The sequence below is a fragment of the Verrucomicrobiota bacterium genome (assembly GCA_021413925.1).
Lineage (GTDB): Bacteria > Verrucomicrobiota > Verrucomicrobiia > Chthoniobacterales > UBA6821 > UBA6821.
Map to the genome: position 1 here is coordinate 80,635 of JAIOPL010000013.1, position 23,719 is coordinate 104,353.

19 protein-coding genes are annotated in these 23,719 nt (G+C 55.9%); 7 read left to right on the forward strand and 12 right to left on the reverse strand.

All coding sequences use genetic code 11. From position 1 onward, the window contains the following. Positions 1 to 28: 28 nt before the first annotated feature. From K8R57_06240 to K8R57_06250, 3 genes are read right to left on the reverse strand one after another with little or no spacing between them, the layout of a single operon-like run. On the reverse strand, positions 29 to 2,653 hold the full coding sequence (locus K8R57_06240; protein MCE9587896.1) for an FtsX-like permease family protein: 2,625 nt from the start codon (positions 2,651 to 2,653) through the stop codon (positions 29 to 31). Then, entirely contained in the window at positions 2,650 to 5,412 is a 2,763-nt protein-coding gene (gene glnD, locus K8R57_06245) for a [protein-PII] uridylyltransferase (protein MCE9587897.1), read from the reverse strand. Before glnD ends, K8R57_06240 begins: the two co-directional genes overlap by 4 nt. Positions 5,413 to 5,426: 14 nt before the next feature. After that, complete coding sequence (locus tag K8R57_06250; protein ID MCE9587898.1) at positions 5,427 to 6,224, reverse strand: OmpA family protein; 798 nt, start codon at positions 6,222 to 6,224, stop codon at positions 5,427 to 5,429. Positions 6,225 to 6,800: 576 nt separating this feature from the next. On the opposite strand from K8R57_06250, the gene mnmG reads away from it, so the two are divergent. Beyond that, entirely contained in the window at positions 6,801 to 8,690 is a 1,890-nt protein-coding gene (gene mnmG / locus K8R57_06255) for a tRNA uridine-5-carboxymethylaminomethyl(34) synthesis enzyme MnmG (protein MCE9587899.1), read from the forward strand. A gap of 8 nt (positions 8,691 to 8,698) precedes the next feature. On the opposite strand, the gene K8R57_06260 is transcribed toward mnmG, so the two are convergent. Then, positions 8,699 to 9,049, reverse strand: a complete 351-nt coding sequence (locus K8R57_06260) for an STAS domain-containing protein (protein MCE9587900.1) — start codon at positions 9,047 to 9,049, stop codon at positions 8,699 to 8,701. Between the two features lie 113 nt (positions 9,050 to 9,162). Here K8R57_06260 and lpdA point away from each other — a divergent pair, with 113 nt between their 5' ends. The 4 genes from lpdA (at position 9,163) to secA (ending at position 15,047) form a co-directional block, all read left to right on the forward strand. Next, a complete protein-coding gene (lpdA, locus tag K8R57_06265; protein ID MCE9587901.1) occupies positions 9,163 to 10,551 on the forward strand; it encodes a dihydrolipoyl dehydrogenase in 1,389 nt (462 codons plus the stop codon). A 29-nt stretch (positions 10,552 to 10,580) separates the two neighbouring features. Further along, a complete protein-coding gene (rpe, locus tag K8R57_06270) occupies positions 10,581 to 11,231 on the forward strand; it encodes a ribulose-phosphate 3-epimerase (GenBank protein MCE9587902.1) in 651 nt (216 codons plus the stop codon). Between the two features lie 120 nt (positions 11,232 to 11,351). Beyond that, positions 11,352 to 11,864 (forward strand): tRNA adenosine(34) deaminase TadA, encoded by a 513-nt coding sequence (gene tadA, locus K8R57_06275; GenBank protein MCE9587903.1) that lies wholly within the window; start codon positions 11,352 to 11,354, stop codon positions 11,862 to 11,864. A 189-nt stretch (positions 11,865 to 12,053) separates the two neighbouring features. Then, positions 12,054 to 15,047 (forward strand): preprotein translocase subunit SecA, encoded by a 2,994-nt coding sequence (gene secA, locus K8R57_06280; GenBank protein MCE9587904.1) that lies wholly within the window; start codon positions 12,054 to 12,056, stop codon positions 15,045 to 15,047. Positions 15,048 to 15,165: 118 nt separating this feature from the next. Here the strand turns inward: secA and K8R57_06285 are convergent, their stop codons facing one another. The 8 genes from K8R57_06285 to K8R57_06320 all read right to left on the reverse strand — a co-directional run bounded on the left by K8R57_06285 (position 15,166) and on the right by K8R57_06320 (position 20,912). Continuing rightward, the gene (locus K8R57_06285; protein ID MCE9587905.1) at positions 15,166 to 17,772 is read right to left on the reverse strand and encodes a UvrD-helicase domain-containing protein; all 2,607 of its coding nucleotides are present in this window, start codon (positions 17,770 to 17,772) and stop codon (positions 15,166 to 15,168) included. 128 nt (positions 17,773 to 17,900) lie between these two features. Further along, positions 17,901 to 18,449 (reverse strand): hypothetical protein, encoded by a 549-nt coding sequence (locus tag K8R57_06290; GenBank protein MCE9587906.1) that lies wholly within the window; start codon positions 18,447 to 18,449, stop codon positions 17,901 to 17,903. 20 nt (positions 18,450 to 18,469) lie between these two features. Then, entirely contained in the window at positions 18,470 to 18,757 is a 288-nt protein-coding gene (locus K8R57_06295; protein MCE9587907.1) for a hypothetical protein, read from the reverse strand. A 40-nt stretch (positions 18,758 to 18,797) separates the two neighbouring features. Then, positions 18,798 to 19,175, reverse strand: a complete 378-nt coding sequence (locus K8R57_06300) for a hypothetical protein (GenBank protein MCE9587908.1) — start codon at positions 19,173 to 19,175, stop codon at positions 18,798 to 18,800. 133 nt (positions 19,176 to 19,308) lie between these two features. Then, on the reverse strand, positions 19,309 to 19,572 hold the full coding sequence (locus K8R57_06305; protein ID MCE9587909.1) for a hypothetical protein: 264 nt from the start codon (positions 19,570 to 19,572) through the stop codon (positions 19,309 to 19,311). Positions 19,573 to 19,702: 130 nt separating this feature from the next. Continuing rightward, positions 19,703 to 19,915, reverse strand: coding sequence for a hypothetical protein (locus K8R57_06310; protein MCE9587910.1), 213 nt, complete (start codon positions 19,913 to 19,915; stop codon positions 19,703 to 19,705). 147 nt (positions 19,916 to 20,062) lie between these two features. Then, positions 20,063 to 20,461 carry a hypothetical protein gene (locus tag K8R57_06315; protein ID MCE9587911.1) on the reverse strand — a complete coding sequence of 133 codons (399 nt, stop codon included), beginning with the start codon at positions 20,459 to 20,461 and terminating at the stop codon, positions 20,063 to 20,065. A 49-nt stretch (positions 20,462 to 20,510) separates the two neighbouring features. Next, positions 20,511 to 20,912 carry a hypothetical protein gene (locus K8R57_06320; protein MCE9587912.1) on the reverse strand — a complete coding sequence of 134 codons (402 nt, stop codon included), beginning with the start codon at positions 20,910 to 20,912 and terminating at the stop codon, positions 20,511 to 20,513. A 118-nt stretch (positions 20,913 to 21,030) separates the two neighbouring features. On the opposite strand from K8R57_06320, the gene K8R57_06325 reads away from it, so the two are divergent. Both K8R57_06325 and K8R57_06330 read left to right on the forward strand, forming a co-directional pair. Next, a complete protein-coding gene (locus K8R57_06325) occupies positions 21,031 to 22,773 on the forward strand; it encodes a methyltransferase (GenBank protein MCE9587913.1) in 1,743 nt (580 codons plus the stop codon). A gap of 55 nt (positions 22,774 to 22,828) precedes the next feature. Continuing rightward, positions 22,829 to 23,578: a spermidine synthase gene (locus K8R57_06330; protein ID MCE9587914.1), complete on the forward strand. Its 750-nt coding sequence runs from the start codon at positions 22,829 to 22,831 to the stop codon at positions 23,576 to 23,578. The last annotated feature ends 141 nt before the right edge of the window (positions 23,579 to 23,719 follow it).

Consider the following 23,719-nt stretch of genomic DNA (forward strand, 5'->3'; position numbering starts at 1 on the left):
CTCATGCCCCTCAGTCACCTCTCTTTTATCATTCCATTCTAAGGGCGGAAGCAGGTGGTATGGTTGAAGCTCGGAGTGCCGGGATAAATCCGGCAACGATCGCGGCGGCCGTCATCCATACCGGGAGCAGAGCGATGTCGCGCCATGGGTAGGCAAGATCAATGCTCCATCCGAAGAAGGCTTTATTGATCACCCACGTCAGAACCAAAGCAAGGGCTGCCCCGCTCACGATCCCCACCAGACTGGCCAACAATCCTATCAGTGAGGCCTCGGCAAGTATCACACGCACAATCTGCCCTCGGGAGGCACCGATGGCCTTGAGCACGCCCAGCTCGCGCGTCCTCTCCATGACCAGAATGCCGAGGGTAAGCATTACACCGCCGACCGCGACGGCTATCGAAATGGTTTTGAGCACGGCCGTTACCGCAAACGTCTGGTTGAAGATCTCGAGAATACGGGTCTTCAGGGCATGGTTACTGTAGCAGATGAAGGCCTCCTTACCGCCGAAGGCAGAGAAAAAAGCCGCACTAGCCTCGTCCCTAATCGTGTCGGGCGTTCCGGGTGCAAACTCGATCGCCAGAGAGTGCACCCCTTGGGCCCCCCAGACCTTGGCAAAATAATCGGCCCCGATCATCGCAATGCCTCGGTCGCGAGTGTAATCGCGGTAGAGGTCGATCACAGGTAGCACGAGTGGCCCCTTGGGCCCGGAAAGAACCAGCGTGTCGCCGGGTCCGAGTTTCAGCCTGCGTCCCAGACTCTCCGAAAGAGCGATACCCTCGCCACGCTCTAGGGCCCTCGTTTTCTGGGCCACCTTGCCATGCAGAAAATCAATGGAGCCACGCGCTGGTCCCGAGACCACCCCGAGCGTTACCTGCGCTCCCTTGTCGCTCCGGGCCTCCACTTCGCGGAACGTTCCCACGGCTGAAACAGCAGGCCGTTTCCTCCACCAGTCGGCCGCCGTTTCGGGCATCGTGTGCTCTAGTCCCAGCAGCTCGTTGGCCGCAGGTGCAATAAAAAGATCCGCCGTCAATGTCCGCCCCGTCCATGCAATCACGCTGCCGCGAAAGGAATGAATCATGACACTGATTCCCACCGTCATCGCGGCGGCGGCAGCTAGAGCGGCGATTGTCGGCGCCGTCCGGTGCAGGGATCGCATGGTCTGCTCCAGGGCGATCCTGAGGATGGCGCCTCGCGTCAAGAGAGGCCGAGCCAGGAACCTCCGTAACAACGCCGCCGCGGCAAGCGCCACCATCGGCACCATCAGCGAGAAACCTGCCAGGACAAAAAAGGCGGCGCCGAATCCGAGCAGAGCAACCCCTCCGAACAGTGCCCCGAGCGAGCAGAGAAGTCCCAGCAAAAGAACCCCCATTCCGCAGAATGCCAACGGTAGGGCTGGGATGGGAAAGATCTCCGGCGCTGTTCCCGGATGGAGGACCTTCGTAGGATCGACCGCCGCCGCCTGGCGGGCGGGTATCCAGGCGGCTACCAAGGAGGCCAAGACTCCTGCTACCATTCCGGCGAGGGCTTCCAGCGGGGTGGGCCATCCGCCGTGGGCATCGACCGGAAGGTAAAGAGCAGTCACCGTCTGAGCCACCGGCGCGGCGAGAATGCTGGCAATAAGCGGCGAGATCAGGACGCCGAGGACGGATCCGATCAACCCGCTGATCGCCGCTTCCACAAGAACCATGGCAAGGATCATTGGCCTTCCTGTCCCCAGGGCCCGGAGGATCCCGAGCGAAACGCGGCGGCGGACCACGGAAGCGGCGGCCGAATTACCGACAAAGAACATTCCGACCATCAACGAAACAAGGCTCAGGGCCGTGAGGTTGAGCCGGAACGCCGCGAGCATAATGTCGACTTGCTGGGTTCTCCGTGCCGGGGGCTGCACGGTTACATCCGCAGGTAGAAGTCGCTGCAACCGATCGATGACAGCCTGCTTCTCCCCGGGGTCCCGAAGCTTGATCAGGATGGCGCTCAGGTAGCCTTTCTCTCCCACCCACTCCTGGGCCGTCGCAAGATCCAATGCGGCAACCCCCCCTCGCCCTTCTGCCGAGGCGTCATCCGTACGAATCACCTGCCGCATGATCAGGATCCGCGCCGGTCCGGCGCCTTGGAGACGGATCGAATCGCCCTGCTTGAGATGGTGCCGTCCGGGGAAATCTCTTAGTACAGCAATCGCTGACTCCTCTCCAAGCCACTCCGCTAGGTTGCCCGCGCCTTCTTTACTAGCCTCTTTTCCTGCGATTTGGGTTTGCTTTTGATCTTGGTCTTCGAAGGACGGGTTGAGGGAGAGCAGTCCTGCTGCTGTGAAGGGATCGATGCCGACAAGGTGGAGCGACTCGCCTGGATAATCTGGTAGCGTCACCATCGCCTCAACGAGCGGTGTCGCCGCTTTCACGCCGCGAGTATTCATCACCCCGGGCAGCACGGATTCGGGAATTCGCCCCCGGATTTCCAGATCGGCGTGTCCCGTAATCATCGCAAACACCCGGTGAAAGCTCTCAACGGCTCCGCGGTTGGCGATCGTGATTGCGAGGAATACGGCCACACCGAGCGCTATACTCAGGATGCTGAGCATCGCGGCGCGCGGGTGGAGCAAGAGGGGACGGATGCTTCCCCTCCAGAAGATGCTTCTTTGTAGTTGGCGGATCATCCGTTGTTTTCCCCTGCGCGCGCCGCTGCTGTTCGGAGGCGTCGTTCGAGACGCATGAGCTGATTGTGGTCCTCGAATTTTCCTCCTTCCTTAGTGCGGAGATAAAAGACATCCAGGGCAGCCTTTTGCTCGGTGGCGATGCGCGCAGCCTCGATCGTGATACCGCCGTGAGAGATTGCCCGCAGTAAATGGTAGAGGAGTCCCAAGCGGTCGGGGGCCTGGACTTCGAGAATCGTGCACGAGGGATGGGCGTTGTTGTTGACCACGACCCAAACGGGCAATTCCTCCTCTTCATTTCTCTTCTCTCTGTCCGTGAGAATATCGCGTTTTTGTTTGGGAACAGGGACCAGTCTGTTGCCGGGGGCCATGAGTGATTCCCCGAGTTTTTGCTCGAACAGCTTGCGCTCCCTTTCCCTCGGCAGTGGTTCGTTGCGATGGTTGGTCACCTTGAAGAGGTCGAGCGCGAGGTTGTCGCTGCGAGTAAAGATGTCGGCGCCAAGCACATTGATCCCCGCTTCTAGGAACGCGGCTGCAATTCTCTCCAGCAGGCGTTCCCTATCCCACCCGCAGACAAGAACTTCGGCATATCCTGACTCGGGGTGGTCCACCCACTCGATGACGGGGCAGAGGTTTGGCCCTTCTGTATTCAACCCCTCCTCGAAGAAGCGCCGAAAAAGCCGAATGTGACGATATACTTCCGTGGCATCCTTCGTAAGGAAGTAGCGGTCCGGCATGCCGTTCATCTGCGCGGAAGTCTCTTCTTCAAACCTGTCCGGCAATGCGGCGTTGACCTTCTGGCGCAGCTCTTCCCGGCGCTGTCGCTGCTCTTCGCGGAATCCGGCGCTGTTGGTGAGCAATCCTCGAGTCTGGTGGTACAGGGACCAGACCATCTGTTCCTTCCAGTCGCTCCAACCCTCGTCGCTTGTCCCCATGCCGTCGGCAAGAGTGATCACCATAAGCGCATCGAGAGTGACGGGATCTCGGATGATTTCGGAGAATTCCTCCACCGTCGCAGGGTCATCGACATTTCTACTGCGCGCGGTTCCGCTCATTTCCCCGTGGTTGTCGACGAGCGTGATCAGCATTTTCTTCCTCGCCGGGTTGAGCTGCAGCCTTCTGGCTACCCGCTGGGCTGCCAGGGCGCTGGCCTCCTCGTGATGTTGGGTGTTGGCGGCCTTACCTGTGTCATGAAGCAGCATGGCCAGGTAGAGGATCGCGGGGTCCTCGAAGTTCCGGAAGATTTCTCGGTACCGGGCTAGCTTCTTCTCCTTGGTTAAGAGAAGCGCATCGATCTTATCGATGCAGAGCAGCGTGTGCTCGTCGGCGGTGTACCGGTGGAAGAACTCATGCTGCACGAGGCAGGTAAGCGGCTCGAACTCAGGCAAGTATTTACCCAAGAAACCGAGATTATGCATGAGTCGAAGGATGCGCCCGACCTCGCCCTTCCTCGAGAGGATGGAAAGAAAGACGGCGCGGTTCTCCTTGTTGTACTGAAAGGTGCGGTCCACGAGTTTCAGCCTCCGTTTCACAAGATCCTCCAGCTCTGCGGAGAAATGCACGTTGCGGGTCTGCGCTATCTGGAAGGCCCGCATGAGGCGCACCGGCTCACGGTTGAAGATATCTCTGGCTTTCGGAAAGAGTTCCCCGTTCCTGATCTCCATTTCGTCCACGCTCGCCTGTCTGCCAAGGAGCTTACTCAGTAGGTTCATGCGGCTTCCCTGTTGCTCGCGAATTCGCCCGAGCGCTAGAGAGCTAATGAGGTGAACCGCACGCGTGTGGCTGTAATAGTCCCTCATGAATGCCTCGCAGCGGCGGAGGATGTTTTTCTCCGGATAGCCCAGGGCTGTGGCGACCTTTCCCTGGAGCTGCAGGGTTAGCTGCTCTGATGCGCGCCCGGTCTGGTAGTGCATTTCCGTGCGTATCCGAAGCAGAAAGTCGTGGGCTTCTTCCAAGGACTTGCGCTCTCTCTCGCGCAGGATTTTTTCCTCCACGAGCTTTTTTGTTGTGTAGGCACCGGAATGGAACATCCCCATCCAAAGAAGATTCTGATAGTCGCGCAGACCACCGCAGCCCGACTTGATGTTCGGCTCCTGCATGAACACGCTTGTCCCGTATTTGGTCCGTAGTTCCTTGAGATTATCCATCCGGAAGGCGATGTAATCCTTCTCCTTCCCCTTAACGCAGGTGGTTTCAAACTGACTCCTAAATTCCTGAAACAACTTTTTGTCGCCTGCTAGCCAGCGGCTTTCCAGCATTGCCGTCTTGGTCATCATGTCGGCGTTTGCCTGACTCATCGCTCCCTGTACCGACCGCGTGGCGTGACCCACCTTGAACCCAAGGTCCCAAAGAGCCATAAGACATCTGGAGATGATCCTCTCCATCACCTCGGTCGGTTTGTTCCCCGCATGCAGAAATGTGATGTCCACGTCACTGAAGGGATTCAATTCTCTCCTTCCGTACCCTCCGAATGCACTCACCAGAAATCCGGGGAGCTCTTTTTCTCCTAGTTCCTTGCTGGTCGCGAATTGAAAAATCTCCCGCACGAGGATATCCACGATTTCGGTTCTGCGGCTTGCAATTTCCTTTCCGCCGCCCCCGCCTTTGTGCCAGATCTTCAGCCGGTGCTCTTCTTTTTTAAGGAAGGATTGAAGCTTGGTTATGGGGAGTTCTTTTTCCCCCTCAAGGACATCCGCGAGCTTCCGAGCGACTTCCTCCTGGATGCGAGCGCGGTGTTCCGAGAGAGGGATGATGCCTTCCATAGGGTGTTCCTTTGTCAGTGCGTTGTGATGACGATTTCGACGCGTCTGTTGATCTGCTGTTCGGTAACGCTCCCGGTTGAAGGAGCCAGGAGGTGTCTCTTTCCAAGACCTGCCGTTGTAATTTGACGAGTATCCAAGCCGGCGTTCTGGAGAAGCCAAGCCTTCACGGCCTCCGCTCTCCGAAGACTCAGCTGATCATTGTAGGAATCGCTTCCAAAGGAATCTGTGTGTCCCTCGATGCGAAAGGATGCCTGTGCATTTCTCCTGATCAGCTCCCCAAGTTTTAAAAGCGATTCGGATGCTTCTTTTCTCAACGTGTCGGAGTCGTATTCAAACAGCAGATCCGTCGGCATCAAAATGGGTGCCGTTTCCTGGGTAAGGGTGGCCGTACCGGCCAGCAGATCATCGATATTACTGAAGTTGGTTCCTACTCCTGCTCCAGTCTGTTGGCCTGCCTTTGCACTGGTTCCGGAAATCCCATCCTCTCTCAGTGGCAGGAGTGCGTGCTTTTCGGCTTTGTTTCCTTGCTCCAGCACCATAGCGGAAAACGGCACTGTATTAGGAAGCGCGTTCACAGCGAGTGTTTCCGTATCCGGAAGTTTTTCGACTTTTTCTGGTGGATGCTGATCCACTCTCTCCTCTGGAAGAATTTCCTTGGGTTGCTGCATGACCTGTGGCTTTTCCAGTGTGGTGGTTTTTCCGTCGGTCACGGGGTGTTCCTGGGAAATGACGACTTCCACATGCTGCTCCTTTTTCTCTTTGAGTGGTTCTGAATCACCCAGTGTTTTTGCATCGATCTCCACTCGTTTCATCCGGAATGTTCTTGGAACAATCGTATCGTAACTGGCAGACGAGAATCCCGGAATTATCCAAGTGCTTGATTCACTCAGAAAAAGAAGGTGTGCGAGTATGGAACCTAGGAAGCAAACAGCAAAGATCCACACAAAAAGAGATCTTGTACCGAGCCGTGGTCTTTTTAACGATACTCTTCCCATGAGACGTTCTTTTCTATTTGCTCCTAGCCAACACTGAAAGAATTCTTCGAGATCCTTTTTCTACGACATTACCCATTCATGGTTGTTCACAGGATGGATTTATAAAAAAATCTTTTTGCCAATTTCTTCATAATAATAAGAGTGTGAATAAGCGGGCCCACGCACACCTAAACCATTCTAACTACGGATTCTACTGCTTACTCTCGGTGTGTGAACGAAGAACGATCCTCTGTGGTGGAGAGGATAAAATAATGTTTCATGGAACAACAAGGCATCAGAAAGAATCATTCATCCACAAAGTGTTCCCAAAAGGGCCACCAATCCATAAAGCCCTTAAAAATAAACATAAAACGTTTATAAAAAGTAACTTGTATAAAAGTTCCATGTGGAACAATGCTGATGTTTAACTACCCGGATCAATTTGATGTTGTGGTTATTGGTGCTGGGCATGCTGGCATTGAGGCAGCACATGCGGCAGCGCGCCTAGGTGCACACACGCTGTTGCTTACCCAGAACGCCGATACCATCGGCCAGATGTCATGTAATCCCGCCATCGGAGGATTGGCCAAGGGCCACATGGTTCGTGAGATTGACGCATTGGGCGGTTTGATGGGATTGAACACCGATGCCACGGGCATCCAGTTCCGGATGCTCAATGCGTCGAAGGGACCCAGCGTCCGCGCCCCAAGGGCCCAGTGTGATAAGAAGGCCTACCAGTTTCGCATGAAGGCCATCCTTGAAGACCTCCCAAATCTTTCACTCAAGCAGGCCAACATCACGCGCTTGATCGTCGAGGGAGATCACGTGACGGGAGTGGAAACAAATCTCGGGCTGCGGTTTCTGGGCAAATCTGTGGTGATTACTACCGGTACCTTCATGAGAGGCCTCTTGCATGTAGGAATGCAGACCCAGCCAGGAGGGCGTATGGGAGATACCATTTCCACACTCAGCGACCATCTTAAGGAACTCGGTTTCGAAGTAGGTCGCTTCAAGACAGGGACACCCTGCCGACTCTTGGCCAAATCCATTGATTTTGGAAAGTGCGAGCGCCAGGACGGGGAGCTACGTCCCCCACTATTCTCTCATATCCCCGAGAGCATCAATCGGACAAAGGACGATCTTCACACGCTGAATCATTACCATGAAGGAATGTTCCATGTGGAACAAATCCCTTGTTGGATAACCTACACCACCGAACAAACGCACGAAATCATCCGAGCCAATCTCCATCAGTCACCTCTTTACGCAGGGGCGATCGAGGGAGTCGGACCACGGTATTGCCCTTCCATTGAGGATAAGGTGGTGAAGTTTGCTGACAAGAGCCGCCATCAGATCTTTTTGGAACCAGAGGGACGGCATACTGGGGAGATTTATGTAAACGGAGTTTCTACGAGTCTCCCCTACGAAATTCAGTACGAGTTCATCAGGTCCATACCCGCGCTGGAGAAGGCTGAGATCCTTCGGCCGGGATATGCGGTGGAATACGATTATTGTCCCCCCCATCAGCTGCATTCCACTCTGGAGACCAAGAAGGTAGAGGGGCTTTATTTTGCCGGTCAGATCAACGGAACATCCGGATACGAAGAGGCAGCAGCTCAGGGGCTGATGGCTGGAATCAATGCCGCTCTGAAGGTTCAGAAAAAAGCGCCGCTGCTACTTGGACGCGACGAAGCATACATCGGTGTCATGATCGATGATCTCGTGACCAGAGGAACTCCGGAGCCCTATCGTATGTTCACCAGCCGTGCAGAATACCGGCTACGGCTGCGCCAAGACAATTGCGATATCAGACTGACCAACAAGGCTTTAGAGATAGGAATGGCCTGCGATTACAGACAGCAGGCCTTTACAACCAAGATAAACGCCCTCGCCGCCCTGTGTAAGGAAACCACGTCCATTATTCATGAGGGAATCCCGCTGGCGCAGTGGATGAAGCGTTCTGAGAACACACCGGAGAAACTTCCTGGGGAACTCTTCGGACGCTATGCCTCCGAAATCTGGAGTTTGATGGAAATAGATCTCAAGTACGAGGGGTACCTGCGCCGGGAGGAAGACCAAATCGAACGGCAGCGGCATCAGGAGGAGACAGAGATTCCGCGGACACTTGTTTACGAAAGCATTCCCAGCCTCCGTCTGGAGGCCCGCCAAAAGCTTGCTGATTTTACTCCGGGAACATTGGGACAAGCCGCGCGGATCAGCGGCATCACTCCGGCCGACATCTCGGTGCTCTCGGTCTGGATGCGAAAGGAAGCAGCTATGGCACAGCCGCCGGCTAGCGACTGATCTTTTGCTCAGCCTGCTCGACCAGGCAGGAGTCTGCTTGCCGCCTCTTCGAGGGTCGGGGTAATCAAAAAAAGATCCTCCAGGCCCGCCAACCGGAAAAGATCTGCAACAGGCGCGCTTAGGCGTGCAAACACGACGCCTCCGTTCTCCGCAGTGAGATGACGCATCGTGGAGAGAAAAACCCGCAGTCCCGCGCTGCTGATGTAGGTAAGCTCCGCGCAGTCGAAGACTAGCTTCTGGCCCGGTTCCGTCAGAAGGGGCTTGAGTCGCTCCTCGAGCAGCGGGCTCGTGGTCATGTCGAGCCTGCCGTTCAGATGGAAGACAGGAATATCTCCGGTCAAGGACAGGGTTATTTCCATGGGCTTACGATAACCGACGTGCGGAAAAAGTCTCCTTGGAAATCGGCCCACGAGTACTTCGAGCAAGAATCTTTTTGACGCATGGCCTCGCCGCAAAGAATCTCTTTTCACTTATGTCCACGACACCCTACGACCTCATCGTTATCGGCGGCGGCCCCGCCGGCTATGTCGGCGCTATCCGCGCCTCCCAACTCGGCAAGCGCGTCGCTGTCGTCGAGAAGGAAAGGGCCGGAGGCACCTGCCTGAACTGGGGCTGCATCCCGACCAAAGCCCTGCTCAAGAACGCGGAGCTCTATTCGCTGATAGATCACCATGCGGCAGACTTCGGGCTCGAGGTTTCGGGGCTCAAGTACGACTGGGACAAGGTCATCGGCCGGTCCCGCAAGGTTGCCGACAAGCTCGCCGGCGGCATCGAGTTCCTCTTCAAGAAAAACAAGGTCGACTACATCAAGGGTGATGCCAGCGTTGCGAAAGCCGGCGAGGTCGAGGTCCGGGGCGCTGATGGCACGGAGCAGAAACTTACCGCGCCTAAGATCCTGATCGCCACGGGCGTTGTCACCCGCGAGATGCCCGGCTTTGCGTTCAACGGCACCAGCGTCATCGGCAGCCGCCATGCGCTTGCCATCGCGAAGCAGCCCAAGGAGATCATCGTCATCGGGGCCGGAGCGATCGGCATCGAGTTCGCCTACTTCTTCAATGCTTTCGGCTCGAAGGTGACCGTCGTCGAGATGATGCCGAACATCCTTCCTGTCGAGGACACCGAGGTTTCTGTCGCGCTCGAGAAGTCCCTTGCCAAGCAGGGCATTCGTATCCTCACCGGCACGAAGGTCGAGAAAGCCGAGGCCACGAAAGACGGTGTGAAGATCACTGTCTCCGGCGGTGCTAACGAAACACTTTCGGCCGATGTCGCGCTCGTGGCGATCGGCGTCTCGCCACTGCTTCCAGGCGGCGCGGCTGCGATCAAGCTCGACGAACGAGGATATATTTCCGTCAACGACCGCTACGAGACCAGCATCCCCGGCGTCTACGCGGCGGGAGACATTATCGGGCCACCATGGCTTGCCCATGTCGCCAGCTGGGAGGCCGTTCAGGCCGTCGAGGGAATGTTCGGCAAGCGCACCCCCTCCCGCAGGCGAACGTTCCCCGGTTGTACCTACTGCCAGCCGCAGGTCGCGAGCGTCGGACTCACTGAGCGTGCCGCCAAGGAAAAGGGACTCAAGGTCAAGATCGGCAAGTTCCCCTTCCAGGCCAGCGGCAAGGCCCTTGCAGTCGGAGAGACGGACGGATTTGTGAAGCTCCTTTTCAACGAGCCGCACGGCGAGATCGTCGGAGCACACATCATCGGGGCGGATGCCACCGAGATGATTGCGGAGATGGGACTCGCCATCACGCTCGAGGCCACCTACGACGACATCGCCTCCACGATCCACGCACATCCCACGCTCAGCGAGGCGATCTTCGAGGCGACCGAGGCGGCACTCGGTCACGCCATCCACATTTAGTTTAGGGCCTAGTCCGCACCGCATAACATATGGGCTCCATCATCGCACCGTCGATCCTGGCAAGTAACTTCGCCTGCCTTGGCGACGAGGTTGCCAGCGTGACGGCCGCTGGAGCCGATTGGATTCACTGCGATGTCATGGACGGGGATTTCGTACCGAACATCTCCTTTGGCGAACCGATCGTGAAAGCCGCCGGGCGTCACACGGTTCTTCCGCTCGATGTTCACCTCATGATCCAGCGGCCCGACCGCTACATTGGACAATTCATGGATATTCCAGGCGTTGCCTCCGTCACCTCACACCTCGAGGCCAATCACGATGCCGGAGTAACGCTCGATACCGTGAGAGCCGCCGGGAAAAAAGCCGGTCTCTCGATCAAGCCCGGAACACCGCTCGATCAGGTCCGCGAGCTCTTTGGCCGTTTCGACATCCTGCTCATCATGACGGTCGAGCCGGGCTTCGGCGGACAGCCCTTCATGAACGACATGCTGGGCAAAATTCAGGAAGCCGATCGACTTCGTAAGGATCTGGGACTCGGATTCCTGATCGAAGTGGATGGAGGAATCGATGCCAAGACCGCCGCCCTCTGCCGTGAGGCCGGTGCCGATGTCATGGTAGCAGGCACCTCGGTCTTCAAGGCCGCCGACCGCGCTGCTGAGATCCGCGCCCTGCGGGGATAGGTAATAGGGAATCGGTGATTGGTAATGGGGGGATAGTGGGAGGGGCGCTGGATGGAGCGTGAGATTTCCTCAAGTTTCAGGTTTCAGGTTTCAGGTTTCTTTGGGCTAGGCTCATGACGCATGGAAATATCCTTTCAAGATGAGCCTTCCGAGGATCCGATCATTGATCTGACCAGCGATGACTATTTCATGGGTCAGGCGCTGCGGCAGGCGCTCAAGGCTTATGAGTCCGAGGAGGTGCCGATCGGTGCCGTGGTCGTTCGCGAGGGGAAGATCATCGCGCGCGCCTCAAATCTGGTGGAGACCCTCAAGGACGCCACCGCTCATGCCGAGATGCTGGCCATTACCCAAGCGGAGAACTCGATCGGCGATTGGCGCCTGAACGAATGCGACCTCTACGTGACCAAGGAGCCTTGTCCGATGTGTGCCGGGGCTCTGGTGAACTCACGGGTCAGGAGGGTCATCTTTGGATGCCATGATCCCAAGGGAGGAGCGGCAGGTGGCAGCATCAATATCCTTCAGATGGATGGACTCAGTCACAGGTGTGAAATCACCGGCGGTGTGCTCGGAGAGCAGAGCGGACAACTGCTAAAGTCCTTTTTCGCCGAGCGACGAGGTAGTGCTGGGATATAGGCGATAGGGGATTGGTCATGGGGGTTCGGCAAAACGGGGCCGGGTGTTACCTACGTCCTGACCCGTGCCCTTTGCCGGGAACCCGAAACCCGAAACCCGAAACCCTATCACCGATTACCTATCCTCCTTGGCTTGCTACAAGGAACTCCTTCGGGTTTAGTGACCTTTCCCTAAACCGGGCCTCTTTTCATGTTTAACTGGATCTTAAAGAAAATCGTCGGATCGAAGAACCAGCGCGAAGTGCGCCGGATGCTTCCCCTTGTCGCCAAGATCAACGAGATCGAGGCCGGCCTGCAGTCCCTTCCCGACGAGGCCCTTAAGCAAAAGACCGCTGTCTGGAAGGCCGAGCTCTCCCAGATCCAGGATCCCGACCTTCTCCAGAAACGACTGAACGAGATACTCCCCGAGGCCTTCGCCGTTGTGAAGAACGCCGCCCGCCGCATGGTCGGAATGCAGTTCATGGTCTGCGACTACGAGTACACCTGGAACATGGTCCACTTCGATGTCCAGCTTGTCGGCGGCATGGTGCTTCACAAGGGGCGTATCGCCGAGATGGCCACTGGCGAGGGCAAGACGCTGGTCGCTACACTTCCCGTCTACCTGAATGCCCTCACCGGTCGCGGCGTCCATTTGGTCACGGTGAACGACTATCTCTCCCGCCGCGACGCCGAGTGCATGGGCCAGCTCTACGCCTTCCTCGGACTTACCACCGGCATCATCCAGCACGACCAGTCCCCCGAGGAACGCCGCGCCCAGTACGAGTGCGACATTGCCTACGGAACCAACAGCGAGTTCGGATTCGATTACCTCCGTGACAATGGTATGGCGACCAGCCGCGAGCAGCAGGTCCAGCGCGGCCATTACTTTGCGATCGTCGATGAGGTTGACTCCATCCTGATCGATGAGGCCCGCACCCCGCTCATCATCAGCGGGCCCGCGACGGTCTCCACTCACCAGTACGACCGCTTCAAGCCGCTTGTCGAACAGCTCGTCCGCAAGCAGACCGCCCTTGTCAACAAGCTCGTCGCCGACGCCAAGGAACTCCTTGCGAAGAATGAGAAGGAAGCCGCCGGCATGGCCCTCTTCAAGGTCAAGCTAGGCCAGCCCCGTAACAAGGGCTTCCTGCGCGCCATGGAGGATCCCGAGCTGCGCCGCCTCACCGACAAGGCCGAGCTCTCATTCTACCAGGACACTTCCAAGGACGCCCTCGTCGCACTCAAGGAAGAGCTCTACTTCACCATCGAGGAGAAGCAGCAGGAGGCCGACCTCACCGAGATGGGTCGCAGCTTCCTCAACCCCGACGACCCGAACGCCTTCGTCCTGCCCGATCTCCTCACCGAGTTCGCCGACATCGAGACGGACGCCACGCTCTCCGATTCCGAGAAGGCGGCCAAGAAAGCCGCCGCCCAGCAGCACTGTGACCACTCGGCCGAGCGGATGCACAACATCGCCCAGCTCCTCAAGGCCTACTGCCTCTACGAGAAGGACGTCGAGTATGTCGTCGAGGAGAACAAGGTCGTCATCGTCGATACCTTTACCGGTCGCAAGATGGCAGGCCGTCGCTGGAGCGACGGACTTCACCAGGCCGTCGAGGCCAAGGAAGGAGTGCAGATCGACCGCGAGACTCAGACGATGGCCACGATCACCATCCAGAACTACTTCCGCCTCTACGAGAAGCTAGGCGGCATGACCGGAACCGCCGAAACCGAGGCCAACGAATTTCACGACATCTACGGACTCGACGTCACTGTCATCCCGACAAATCGCGTTGTCGCCCGTCTCGACGAGAACGACCGCATCTACAAGACGCGCCGCGAGAAGATGGGCGCCGCCATTGACGAGATCAAGGCCTCCCACGGCCGCGGTCAGCCGATGCTTGTCGGCACCGCCAGCGTCGAGGCCTCCGAGGTCTTGAGCCGCATGCTCAAGCGCGAACACATTCCCCACACCGTCCTGAATGCCAAGTTCCACATGCAGGAGGCCGAGATCATCTCGCGCGCCGGCATGCGTGGAGCCGTCACCATCTCCACGAACATGGCGGGCCGTGGAACCGACATCAAGCTAGGCGAGGGAGTTGCCGAACTCGGGGGACTCTTTGTCCTCGGCACCGAGCGCCACGAGTCGCGCCGCATCGACCGCCAGCTGCGCGGCCGCTGCGCCCGTCAGGGAGACCCCGGCCGTTCCCGCTTCTACATCAGCTTCGAGGATGACCTCATGAGAAACTTCGGCGCCGCCGACCGCATGACCAAGATCATGGAGACCTTCGGCATGCAAGAGGGCGAGGAACTCGAGCACCCCTGGCTGAACCGCTCCGTCGAGACCGCCCAGAAGCGCGTCGAGCAGAGGAACTATCTCATGCGCCGCAGGACCCTCGAGTTTGACGACGTCATGAACCAGCAGCGCGAGGTCATCTACGGCTACCGCAACGAGGTCATGGACGCCGAGAACCCACGTGTTCTTATCCACGAGGTCATCAATGAAGTCGTGCCGAAGAAGGTCGGCGCGTTCCTGACCATCGAGAGCAGCGATGCCGAGCCCGATGTCGCCGGACTCCTCCAGTGGGTGAACTCCACCTTCCCCGTCGGTCTGACCAAGGAAAAATGCGCCTTTGAGACCCGGGAGATCGCAGCGAACGGCGAGTGGCTGGCGAAGACCCTCGTCGAAGCCTACGACCGCAAGGCCGCCATCGAGGACGAGGCCGCCCGCTCGGGACTCGAGAAGTATGTCATCCTGAATGCTGTCGACCGCCTCTGGCAGGAACACCTCTACGCCATGGACGGACTCCGCGAGGCCGTCTACCTCCGCGCTTACGGCCAGAAGGATCCGCTCACCGAGTACAAGACCGAGGCCTACGCCATGTTCGTCGAGCTCATGGAGAGCATCAAGAACGAGGTCCTGAACAACCTCTTCCGTAGCACGACCAATCTCCAGGCCTTTGAGCAGTTGCTCGCTTCACTACCGCGTCACCTCATGCAGAAGGATCTGCTCGGTTCCGAGGGACACCTCGGAGCGAATGAGGGAGAGGCCGATACGATGCAATCGGCGCCAGCCGCTCAGTCAGCCTTTGATCAGGCCATGCAGAAGGCTCCGGCTCCGAGGGCACCCAAGACTGCAGGTCGCAACGACCCTTGCCCGTGTGGTTCCGGCAAAAAGTTTAAATCCTGTTGCGGACGTACTGCCTAAGCGGTGCCGACTGGTGTTTTTGGCGGATAGCTTTGTTGGCCTGCGCTTGCTGTAGTTGACTACAGCGGCGCTTGGCAGCCTTGCTCTCCATCCAAAATCCCGCAGCCTATAAAAGATATCAGGGACAAACTCGACGAAGCAGAGCTAGAAGCTCGAGCTTTTCCTCTTTAGAAACGTAACCATCTTCTGTGATGCGCTCTAGCGTATCGGCAATTTCTGTTCCTGGCCAATTTCGTATTGGGCCGGCTTTAGCAAACCAATCGCCAAGATAACTGACTTCTGATGTGGTAATTTTTCCGTCAGCGATAAGACCCTGACACAGCCCCATTAGTTCAGAAAGCTTAGCACGCTCAGTTTCTTCGAGTGGTCCAGGGAGATGGTTTAGTTGAGTTTCGGAACATCTAATAAATTCTGCATCTTCATTCGAAGCGGTCCAGTCCTGCATACCCTCCCTCCATACCCAACAAGTCAGAGGCGCTGTTTTTTCTAGAATTATTGAGGCAGGAAAGGGACCTAAGGCTTGGTTTTCATTAGGATCGATAAAATACCAGTGATCCGTAAACTCAGGCTTAGATGCTACGATTTCATTTTTTGCAGAGGAAAGAGCACTCAAGCACTTTGCAATCGGAGTTTTTTTGGAGAATTCAGTTAGAGATTCAAAAGAGTCTAATCCAATAGATGCGATTCTGGGATAAATGACCGAGGTAAATAGTGTTGTTAAAGTATCCACATCACCAAAAGCACGATGAGCATGGCTGGCGTTAATATCAAACCGATCGGCCAGATATGAAAGGCTGTAGCTATCTGCATCACCGATGACGCGGCGACACAGCATAAGAGAACAGAATCCTCTCCTCCCTGCCGGCGGAAGACCCAGGCGTAGCCATTCGGAAAACAATGCACGATTCCAATCAAAACTTAAATTGTGAGAAACAATGGGGCGGTCGCCTACAAATGTAGAAAACTGTTGATGAGCCGCTATTGGATCAACGCCGTTCTTTGCGAGAAACGCTTTTGTGTATCCATGAATAGCCGTAGCTGCCTCGGGAATATCTACATTATGATTTAAAAGCACCCGAAATTTATCTCCATCGGGTAGCCATCCCCTCATTTTTTGGGCGGCAATTTCAACAACATGCACTGGTTCAGCGAAGCCGTCTGTTTCAGTATCAATTAACACCCACTCTGTATCGTTCATTTTATTTGATAGTTTGATGTTTTGGTTAGTATCGAGATCTATTGTTTGAGAACCATCTTTTTTCAGCCATTGGTTGAGATCCTGATTGAAATCAACTTGTTCTGCTCCCCGAGTCATTGCCACATACAGAAGATTCATTTCCTGAAAACAATCATCGTTTTCTTCACCGCGAGGTAATAATTCCTTCATGCTGAGCAACTCATCAAGAAGTGTAAAATCATCGGTCATCTTAACACGCCTCCATTCACCGCCCTTAGCCCTGTGAGCAGTGGCAAAGGAAATAGAGGCTTTACTAGGACTTGTAGAATTAGACCTGATTGAATCAATAATGGACGGCAGCGAGTCACCATAGGTGTTTACTAGAGCGACATGCTTGGCCAGCTCATCGTCCGCACCAGATCCGTCTTGCCCTTGTGCGTGGTCAAGCACTTCTGCCCATGATTTGAATGCCATGATGTATGGCGTTCGTATCCTTGATCTATCCCCTTGCTTTAGAAAAAGTAAATCTAGTGGGGTCTGAAATTCGTATGTGTAGTAAGGATCCCAACTCTCTCGCTCAGATGTTCCGGCAAAATGAAGTAGCTCGCCTGCTTCGGAATATGGTATCGCAGCTCCAATCAAAAAAGCATTTGTGCGACTGATTGTAGCAGAGCCAGATAATCTACTCTTTGAAGGTCCAACTCCCACTAATTGAACAGGATCGTTTTTGAACTGATTTAAAAAACGGGTTGCTACCGATGCAATGTTCGCACCAAAACGGAAACAACTTGTTAAAGAAACAGAAGAAGTAGCGTAGCCTTCTAGTTTTTCGATAACATTTATTGCATGCCTGAATTGATAAATACTCTGATGTTTATCACCCACCATTACCAAGGGAGTTCTTAGACTGGTATTTTGTCTTAAAACGATATCTAGGGTTACAGGATTAATATCTTGGGCCTCATCAAGGAGAATTACGTCGTAGCCGTGCAGAAGGGGGGTACTTAATGACCATAATTTAAGATAGCCGTCATGGGTCATCGGGCAGCTTGAGGAAACATCCTGCATCAATTTCCATAAGCGGCGCGCTTCATATAATAGCGTGCTAGGATTAATGAGGCATTCTAACACGCTAGGCAGGTGCTTTTCGCCAATCTCGGCATCAACACTATAGAAGAATCTCTCAACTACTTGAATGATGAAAACAGCAACATGCGGTGTCTTTAAGCCCAAGAGTTTCATCACCACGAGTGGCCTTAGGTTGCCTATTTTCTGCTTATACCTATAACCAGTGGCTCTAAACGCAAAGCTGTGGATTGTTCGGCATTCCGTATTTTTAGGAAATCTACGACGAGCTTTTATAGCGGTTTCTTTATTAAAACAAAGGTAGACAAACGTTTTTTTAGGAGATGCGGCAGCGAGTAGTTCTAAAGAAGCTGTTTTCCCTGTTCCGGCGTAGGCATTTATAATTAACAACGTTTCCGGAGAAAGATCCGACGAAATAACTGCCTCCTGCTCATCTGTAGGTTTAAGTGAGTAGCGAGCCATATTTCAACAATACAAAATCCTGCATTGTAGCCAAGCCATGTAGCAAGTCAGCAAATTTTCAGGCGATTCATGGTTATGTCCTCACCATGCGGTTCCTAGCGTCTAAAAAGCTAGAGCCTATACGCCTCCTAATTCAATTTCCTGCTTTCCCGAGTTCCAGATTCAACCATGGCCATTCCCCATTTGATTGCTCCCTTCAGGACGGATAATTCTGAACCAACCGACAAACGGATTGAGGTAAGGCGGGTGCGGTAGTCGCTGATGAGCCGCAGGGCGTCCTCGCCCATTTCCTTCCCGGCAAAGAGTTCGGGTGAGGAAGTCGCGAAGTTCAAGCCGATCTGAAGTTCTGTCGCTGGTAGTATAAAGCCAAGGTCGATGTTGGAGAGGAGCAAGCGACGATCGGGTTCGGCGGCAACGGAGCAGGCATCAACCGTCCAGGTTGGAGAACTCTGCGAATCCAGATGGAGCACCTCGATCAGCTTCTGCTCCACAGCCCAGAACTCCCGAACGGTCTCCTCACTCACGCCGAGTATGCGAAGATGCAGGATCTTCCGGAGAAACGACTCATACCCTTCGGAATAACTCTCCAGCACAGGCAGGCCAAAACGCTTCTGCACACCAGCAATCCACACTGCCGGCCTCCCCAGCCTCTTCGCCAGTTCCGTCATGCTCTTCATGGTGCAGCGGGATGGATCCTCTATTGCTCCTCGTTACAGGCGCGGCGATCCGGCGCGGAGCTGAACATGGAGACGCCCCCGAGCGGGTTGGGTTGGACGTGGATGACTTCACGGTCGGTGAAGATGACCGCGCTGCCATGACCATCCGTCGAAACGGTGGCGAGTTGGGCGTTGTTCCGGATCATCTGCTGTCGGGGAATCCCGTCAGCGGGTGTGGCAATTGCCTGGTTGACGGCGATCGTGGTTGTGAGATCACCGGCCTGCAGGGGCGCGGCGGCTAATAAGCCAACGAGGAATAGTGTTTTCATAGGAACACCATCCTAGCAACTCCACCAGACACCAAGTGTCCTAGGCTTCCAGAAACTTTCGGAAAGAATCGACCTCTTCATTCGAGGCCACGCCGGCAACGATGTGTCCTGCAAGGCTTCGGAGCAGTATCGTTTGATCTTCTTCAAGCCCGAGATTCGAGATCACGTCACGGATGATGGCAGTGAAGGTGTTACCATTGTAAAAGCAGAATGGGGCCAGACGATGGCACTGCCTGCAGATTTCTACCGCTTCATCTAGACGCATCGCTGCAAGGTGCCTGCTTTCCCAAAGTGCCTTTGCCGGTTCGTGCCCGTCCGAGGTCGGTTTGTGAAGGGCGCTTTTGGCCTGACACAAAACGGCATTCTGCGCTGTGACAAAATCCCAAGAATACGGCGCAAGCCACGCCTTCTCATTCATGACTTACTGCGTTCGCGGGCAACTTTGGCGATAGCAATTTCCTTTACCCCAGCACTCTTGAGAAATCCTTTGCCTGTCTTGGCATACACGGGCTCTGCGGAGAAGCGATCCTGAATGGACAAGGCATCCCGCATTACCCGAAGGAAAACAGGATTGTTGGCAAGCTTGGGATCCAAGGTACTACCCATAGTAGACGAGTAGTGCGGCAAGACCAAAAACGCAAGTGTCTCAACTCGATGCCTTCTTCAACCTGCACCGCCAGCATCGCTCCAAGGTCTTTGACTGCGGCCTCCTGCTTGGGATCCAGTAGCTGGCCGTCGGGGCCGAAGGCCTGATAAGCGGAGGGGATGACGATCTGATCAGGAAGCAGGTTGATGCCGAGATTACCGAGGAGCATCCGCAGGGGAACTAGACCGCGCAGTCCTCCTCAACGAAAGCGGCTCCGAGGCCAGGACTTCTGGACTCGTACCAATCAATCACCTCCGAGGCGTCATCCCTGAATTCGGGACGAAAAACCAGCAGCCAACTTACAGGCCGACAAGCGACCTGAGGTGTTGCTTCATTTTGGCAAAGGGCACGGAGGATTCGGGAGATGCGCGGTGTGCATCAAGCCGCTGAAGAAGAGAATCTTGTGCTTCGCTCAGACCCTGATCGTCTAATTGGATAGCACGAGCGACAAGCTCCTGATGCTGAGCAAGCGAAAGGGCCGGCAATTCTTCAAGGACTTCAGCAAAGCTCATAGAAGTAACCCCTACGGCTGGAGGTAATCGAAATCAACAAAACAGTGGATACCACTCAATACCTACCTCTTCCCCCTGGCCCTAACAGTCAAAAAGCCTTCAGCCTATCTACCTCGATCCGTCCCACATTCCCAATGGACGGATCTGCTACTGCGGCACCATAGACCCGAGTACCGAACCCCAACCCTGATCCCAGATGTTGGCGATTCCCTTGGTGATCTTGTCGGTCTTCTTACCTGGCTCGACCTCCTTGGCATAGAGGATCTCCTGGTACTGCGCGTACTCGGCTTCGCCACCAACGAGTAGGAGGTTTTTCGATGGATCAGCCAGCATATAAAGGGTTTGGCCGTTCTTCTCTTCGTGGCGGATATGTCCGGGAGGTAACGATTGGAAGTGGGCGATCTGGGCAGGCGTCTGCGGCTTCACAGCACGGAAGCCAGCTTGAGTAAGGAAGGTCTCCTTCTTTTGCAGATGGGTGGCGCATCCGGAGAGAAATAGCGCGAGGGAGAGGCCACAGAGGGCAAGATGTCGGAGGTAACGGTTCATGCGAAGAGTATGGTTAGAGGATCAAGCAGGAGAGGCGAGGATAAGGCTTTTAGTAAAACATGGGACCGAAGAAGGGATCCATCATTCCACCCCATCCGGCATAGTCGTCCGCCAGAAGTTTATCTTCCTTGTCGGCGGCCCGATCAGGAATGACGACCTTGGAATAGAGGATGTGCTGGTAACGCTCAAACTGGGGATTAGCACCAACAAGTAGGAGATTCTTGCGAGGGTCTGAGTAGACGAACAGTGTGTGTCCCTTGCGGGTCATCTGCGTGATCTTGCCAGGAGTGAGGGCCTGGACTTTGGTAATCTGGGAGGGCGTTGTCGGCCTTACGGCTAAGAACCCAGCTTCGCGCAGGAAGTTCTCCTTCTGCTGCAAGTGGGAGGTGCAGGCTGGGAGAAGAAGGAGCGGAAGAATGAGGATAGAGAGGAGTGGGAGAAGTCGGTTCATGAGGAGCGGATCCCCTTGTAGGCCGGGATCCTATGAGAGTCCAAGAAAACATGCGGCAGAAGGCATGCGCCGATGGATTAAAACTCGGTTCTGCGCGCCAAGCTGGCATGATCCTGCGATGAAATCCGATCAGGACCTCTACAAGCAACTGCGGGATCTGCCCAAGGAGGAGCTGTGGGCTCGTGAAGTGCCCCGCTTCGATGCGGCACAGGCCCGTGAGCGGCTGGAGCGCGTGGCTGTGATCCGAGCGGTCGGGATGATCTTTTCCCGATTCGGGACGGATGAGGAACAGGCAGTAGTTCGAGCTTGGCTGATCAACTTGCTGAAGGATCCTCAGGAAAAGATCCGCCGCTATGCCCTGGCTGCGCTGCCCAAGATCGGCGCGGGCGAGGTCGGCGAACGCGAGATACTGGCACTGCTCAAGTCCGGCATTAAGGATAAGGAGGGGCGGGAAGCCCGTTATCTCGGACGCGCCCTGGAGAAGGTCGGCGGCGAGGCAACGCTGGCTCTGATCGAGGAAGGGATAGAACTGCCGGCGATGACGGTTCAGAAGGTGAAGGCAGGTGTTTCGCGCAAGGAGGATGCCGGAGGCGTTCTTCTCGACGCCCTGCTTCCCCTGCGTCATGGGGACGCTGACATGAGGGTGCTGCTACGCTGCCGCCGCGGTCTGGAGGATTTCGTCCGCGATGAGGCGGCTGAAAAGCTCTCCACAATGCAGTGGCTGATCGAATCGACCAAGCCCGGCTGCGTCACACTCAAGCCACTGAAGGAGTTCAAACTGGCTTCTCTTTACCAGCTCCGCTGCTTTGCCACGGTGGCTTTTCCCCTCGGAACAGTAAGCGGAGAGGAGGGGCCTAAGTGGGTAGAGCCGCTAGCCCGCTGCATCGCCTCTGAGCGAGCCCGTGATCTCATGCTCAGCGGCACAGAGAATGCACCGCGCTATCGATTGGAATTTGCGGGAGGCGGCCATCAGCGGGGTGCCATCCGTCAGGTGATCGATCGTGCCTACGCCCTCTGCCCCGAGATCCTGAATGATGCCCGGCAGGCTCCCTGGTCGATCGACGTGCTGGCTGCCAACCGGGGTGAATCTTCTGTAGAGCTGCGACCACGGCTCTATCCCGACCCGCGTCTGGGCTACAGACAGGACGACATCGCGGCCGCCTCGCATCCACCGCTGGCGGCCTGTATGGCGAGTCTAGCTGGATTTTGCGATGACGAGGTGATCTGGGATCCCTTCTGCGGTTCGGGGCTTGAGCTTATCGAGCGGGGACTGCTGGGCGGAGTGACAGCTGTTCACGGTACGGATCTGGATCCCAAGGCGATCGAGGTGGCCCGGGCCAATTTTGAAGCGGCAAAGATCGAGGGAATGGAAACGTCCATTACAAGTTCGTTCACGGAGTGTGATTTCAGAAATGCAGCCATTGCTCCCGGAAGCATTTCGCTGATCATCACGAATCCCCCACTAGGTCGGCGCGTCCGCATCAAGGATATGCAGGGGCTCTTTGCGGATCTCTATGCAGCCGCATCCCGAGCGCTCCGCCCCGGAGGGAGGCTGGTCCTGGTGAATCCCTTGCGTACCCAACCCGAGGATCCGACCCTGTATCGGGAATACCAGCAGACGGTTGATCTCGGGGGATTCAACTGCCGTCTGGAAATGTACCGGAAGGTCGAAGCTGGAAAAATGGGGAAATCTTTTAGAAATTCTTCCAAGCGTCAGCCCGCAAAGAAAAATCCGGACAGTTCGAAGCTCAAGTTCAAGAACGAGCCTGATGAAAAGAAGGCGCCCGCTCCGGCGCCTGCTTGGTGGAGTAAAGGGGGTCACTCCAACAGCCGCGAGACACGGCGACGCGCCCGGATCTAAGCAGATAAGCCGACAGCACATGGAAAAGTCGTTGGAAAAGACCTTAGAAAAGCCTTTGGAGAAGTCCTTTGAGGAGCTTGATTACTGCGAGACACCGCTGGGTGAGCTGATTCTGCGGAGGCGCAAGATTCCGATGCTGGAGAACCAGATTGTCCACGAGATCATACTCAACGGGGAGTTCCTGATGAGTAGTCTCTTTTATGTGGTCGAGGAGGCACTGGCCGATCTCGGCCTGGCTGCCGTGGAGGTCCCGGAGGGGGTTCTCATGGATGTGGTCGTCGGAGGGTTGGGGCTTGGTTATACGGCGGCAGCAGCTCTGAGAAATGTGAGGAATGGGAATCCGAGCGTGGGATCCCTCAGCATCATTGATTATCTGGAGCCGGTGATCCGGTGGCATCAGAGCGGTAAGGTACCGCTCGGCACAGGGCTCTCCGCCGATCCGCGGACACGCTATGTGGAGGGAGATTTCTTTGCACTCGCGGAGAACCCGCAGACAGGATTCCATGCGGAATCCCCGGGAGCGAGATTCCATGCGGTTCTCCTGGACATCGATCACACGCCCCAGCATTGGCTCAATCCACGCCACGCCTCTTTCTACACCGTGGAGGGATTGCAGACGTTGAGAGGGCATCTGCATCCGGGTGGGGTCTTCGCCATGTGGTCGGACGAGTCGCCGGACGAAGAGTTCTGCTCCAGACTCCGGGAGGTCTTCGCGCGGGTGGAGGCTCCGGTGGTGAGCTTTCCAAACCCCATCCGCGGAGGAGAATCCACCGGAACCGTCTATGTTGCGGTGAGAGGACGCTGAGGCATCCTCTAGTTCATCAGCCAGTTTCTGGCACGATCACTTGGGCGTCGATAAATACAAGGACTCGCGCAGAGGCGCAGAGACGCAGAGAAAAAACAAAGCATTAGGAAATGCGCAGATGGTAACCATGACTCAACCCAA

What these genes read in the sequence shown, in the direction of transcription:
- K8R57_06240 (MCE9587896.1), bottom strand. Translation starts at nt 2,653, where the DNA reads ATGATCCGCCAACTACAAAGAAGCATCTTCTGGAGGGGAAGCATCCGT.
- glnD (MCE9587897.1), bottom strand. Translation starts at nt 5,412, where the DNA reads ATGGAAGGCATCATCCCTCTCTCGGAACACCGCGCTCGCATCCAGGAG.
- K8R57_06250 (MCE9587898.1), bottom strand. Translation starts at nt 6,224, where the DNA reads ATGAAACGAGTGGAGATCGATGCAAAAACACTGGGTGATTCAGAACCA.
- mnmG (MCE9587899.1), top strand. Translation starts at nt 6,801, where the DNA reads ATGCTGATGTTTAACTACCCGGATCAATTTGATGTTGTGGTTATTGGT.
- K8R57_06260 (MCE9587900.1), bottom strand. Translation starts at nt 9,049, where the DNA reads ATGGAAATAACCCTGTCCTTGACCGGAGATATTCCTGTCTTCCATCTG.
- lpdA (MCE9587901.1), top strand. Translation starts at nt 9,163, where the DNA reads ATGTCCACGACACCCTACGACCTCATCGTTATCGGCGGCGGCCCCGCC.
- rpe (MCE9587902.1), top strand. Translation starts at nt 10,581, where the DNA reads ATGGGCTCCATCATCGCACCGTCGATCCTGGCAAGTAACTTCGCCTGC.
- tadA (MCE9587903.1), top strand. Translation starts at nt 11,352, where the DNA reads ATGGAAATATCCTTTCAAGATGAGCCTTCCGAGGATCCGATCATTGAT.
- secA (MCE9587904.1), top strand. Translation starts at nt 12,054, where the DNA reads ATGTTTAACTGGATCTTAAAGAAAATCGTCGGATCGAAGAACCAGCGC.
- K8R57_06285 (MCE9587905.1), bottom strand. Translation starts at nt 17,772, where the DNA reads ATGGCTCGCTACTCACTTAAACCTACAGATGAGCAGGAGGCAGTTATT.
- K8R57_06290 (MCE9587906.1), bottom strand. Translation starts at nt 18,449, where the DNA reads ATGAAGAGCATGACGGAACTGGCGAAGAGGCTGGGGAGGCCGGCAGTG.
- K8R57_06295 (MCE9587907.1), bottom strand. Translation starts at nt 18,757, where the DNA reads ATGAAAACACTATTCCTCGTTGGCTTATTAGCCGCCGCGCCCCTGCAG.
- K8R57_06300 (MCE9587908.1), bottom strand. Translation starts at nt 19,175, where the DNA reads ATGAATGAGAAGGCGTGGCTTGCGCCGTATTCTTGGGATTTTGTCACA.
- K8R57_06305 (MCE9587909.1), bottom strand. Translation starts at nt 19,572, where the DNA reads ATGCTCCTCGGTAATCTCGGCATCAACCTGCTTCCTGATCAGATCGTC.
- K8R57_06310 (MCE9587910.1), bottom strand. Translation starts at nt 19,915, where the DNA reads ATGAGCTTTGCTGAAGTCCTTGAAGAATTGCCGGCCCTTTCGCTTGCT.
- K8R57_06315 (MCE9587911.1), bottom strand. Translation starts at nt 20,461, where the DNA reads ATGAACCGTTACCTCCGACATCTTGCCCTCTGTGGCCTCTCCCTCGCG.
- K8R57_06320 (MCE9587912.1), bottom strand. Translation starts at nt 20,912, where the DNA reads ATGAACCGACTTCTCCCACTCCTCTCTATCCTCATTCTTCCGCTCCTT.
- K8R57_06325 (MCE9587913.1), top strand. Translation starts at nt 21,031, where the DNA reads ATGAAATCCGATCAGGACCTCTACAAGCAACTGCGGGATCTGCCCAAG.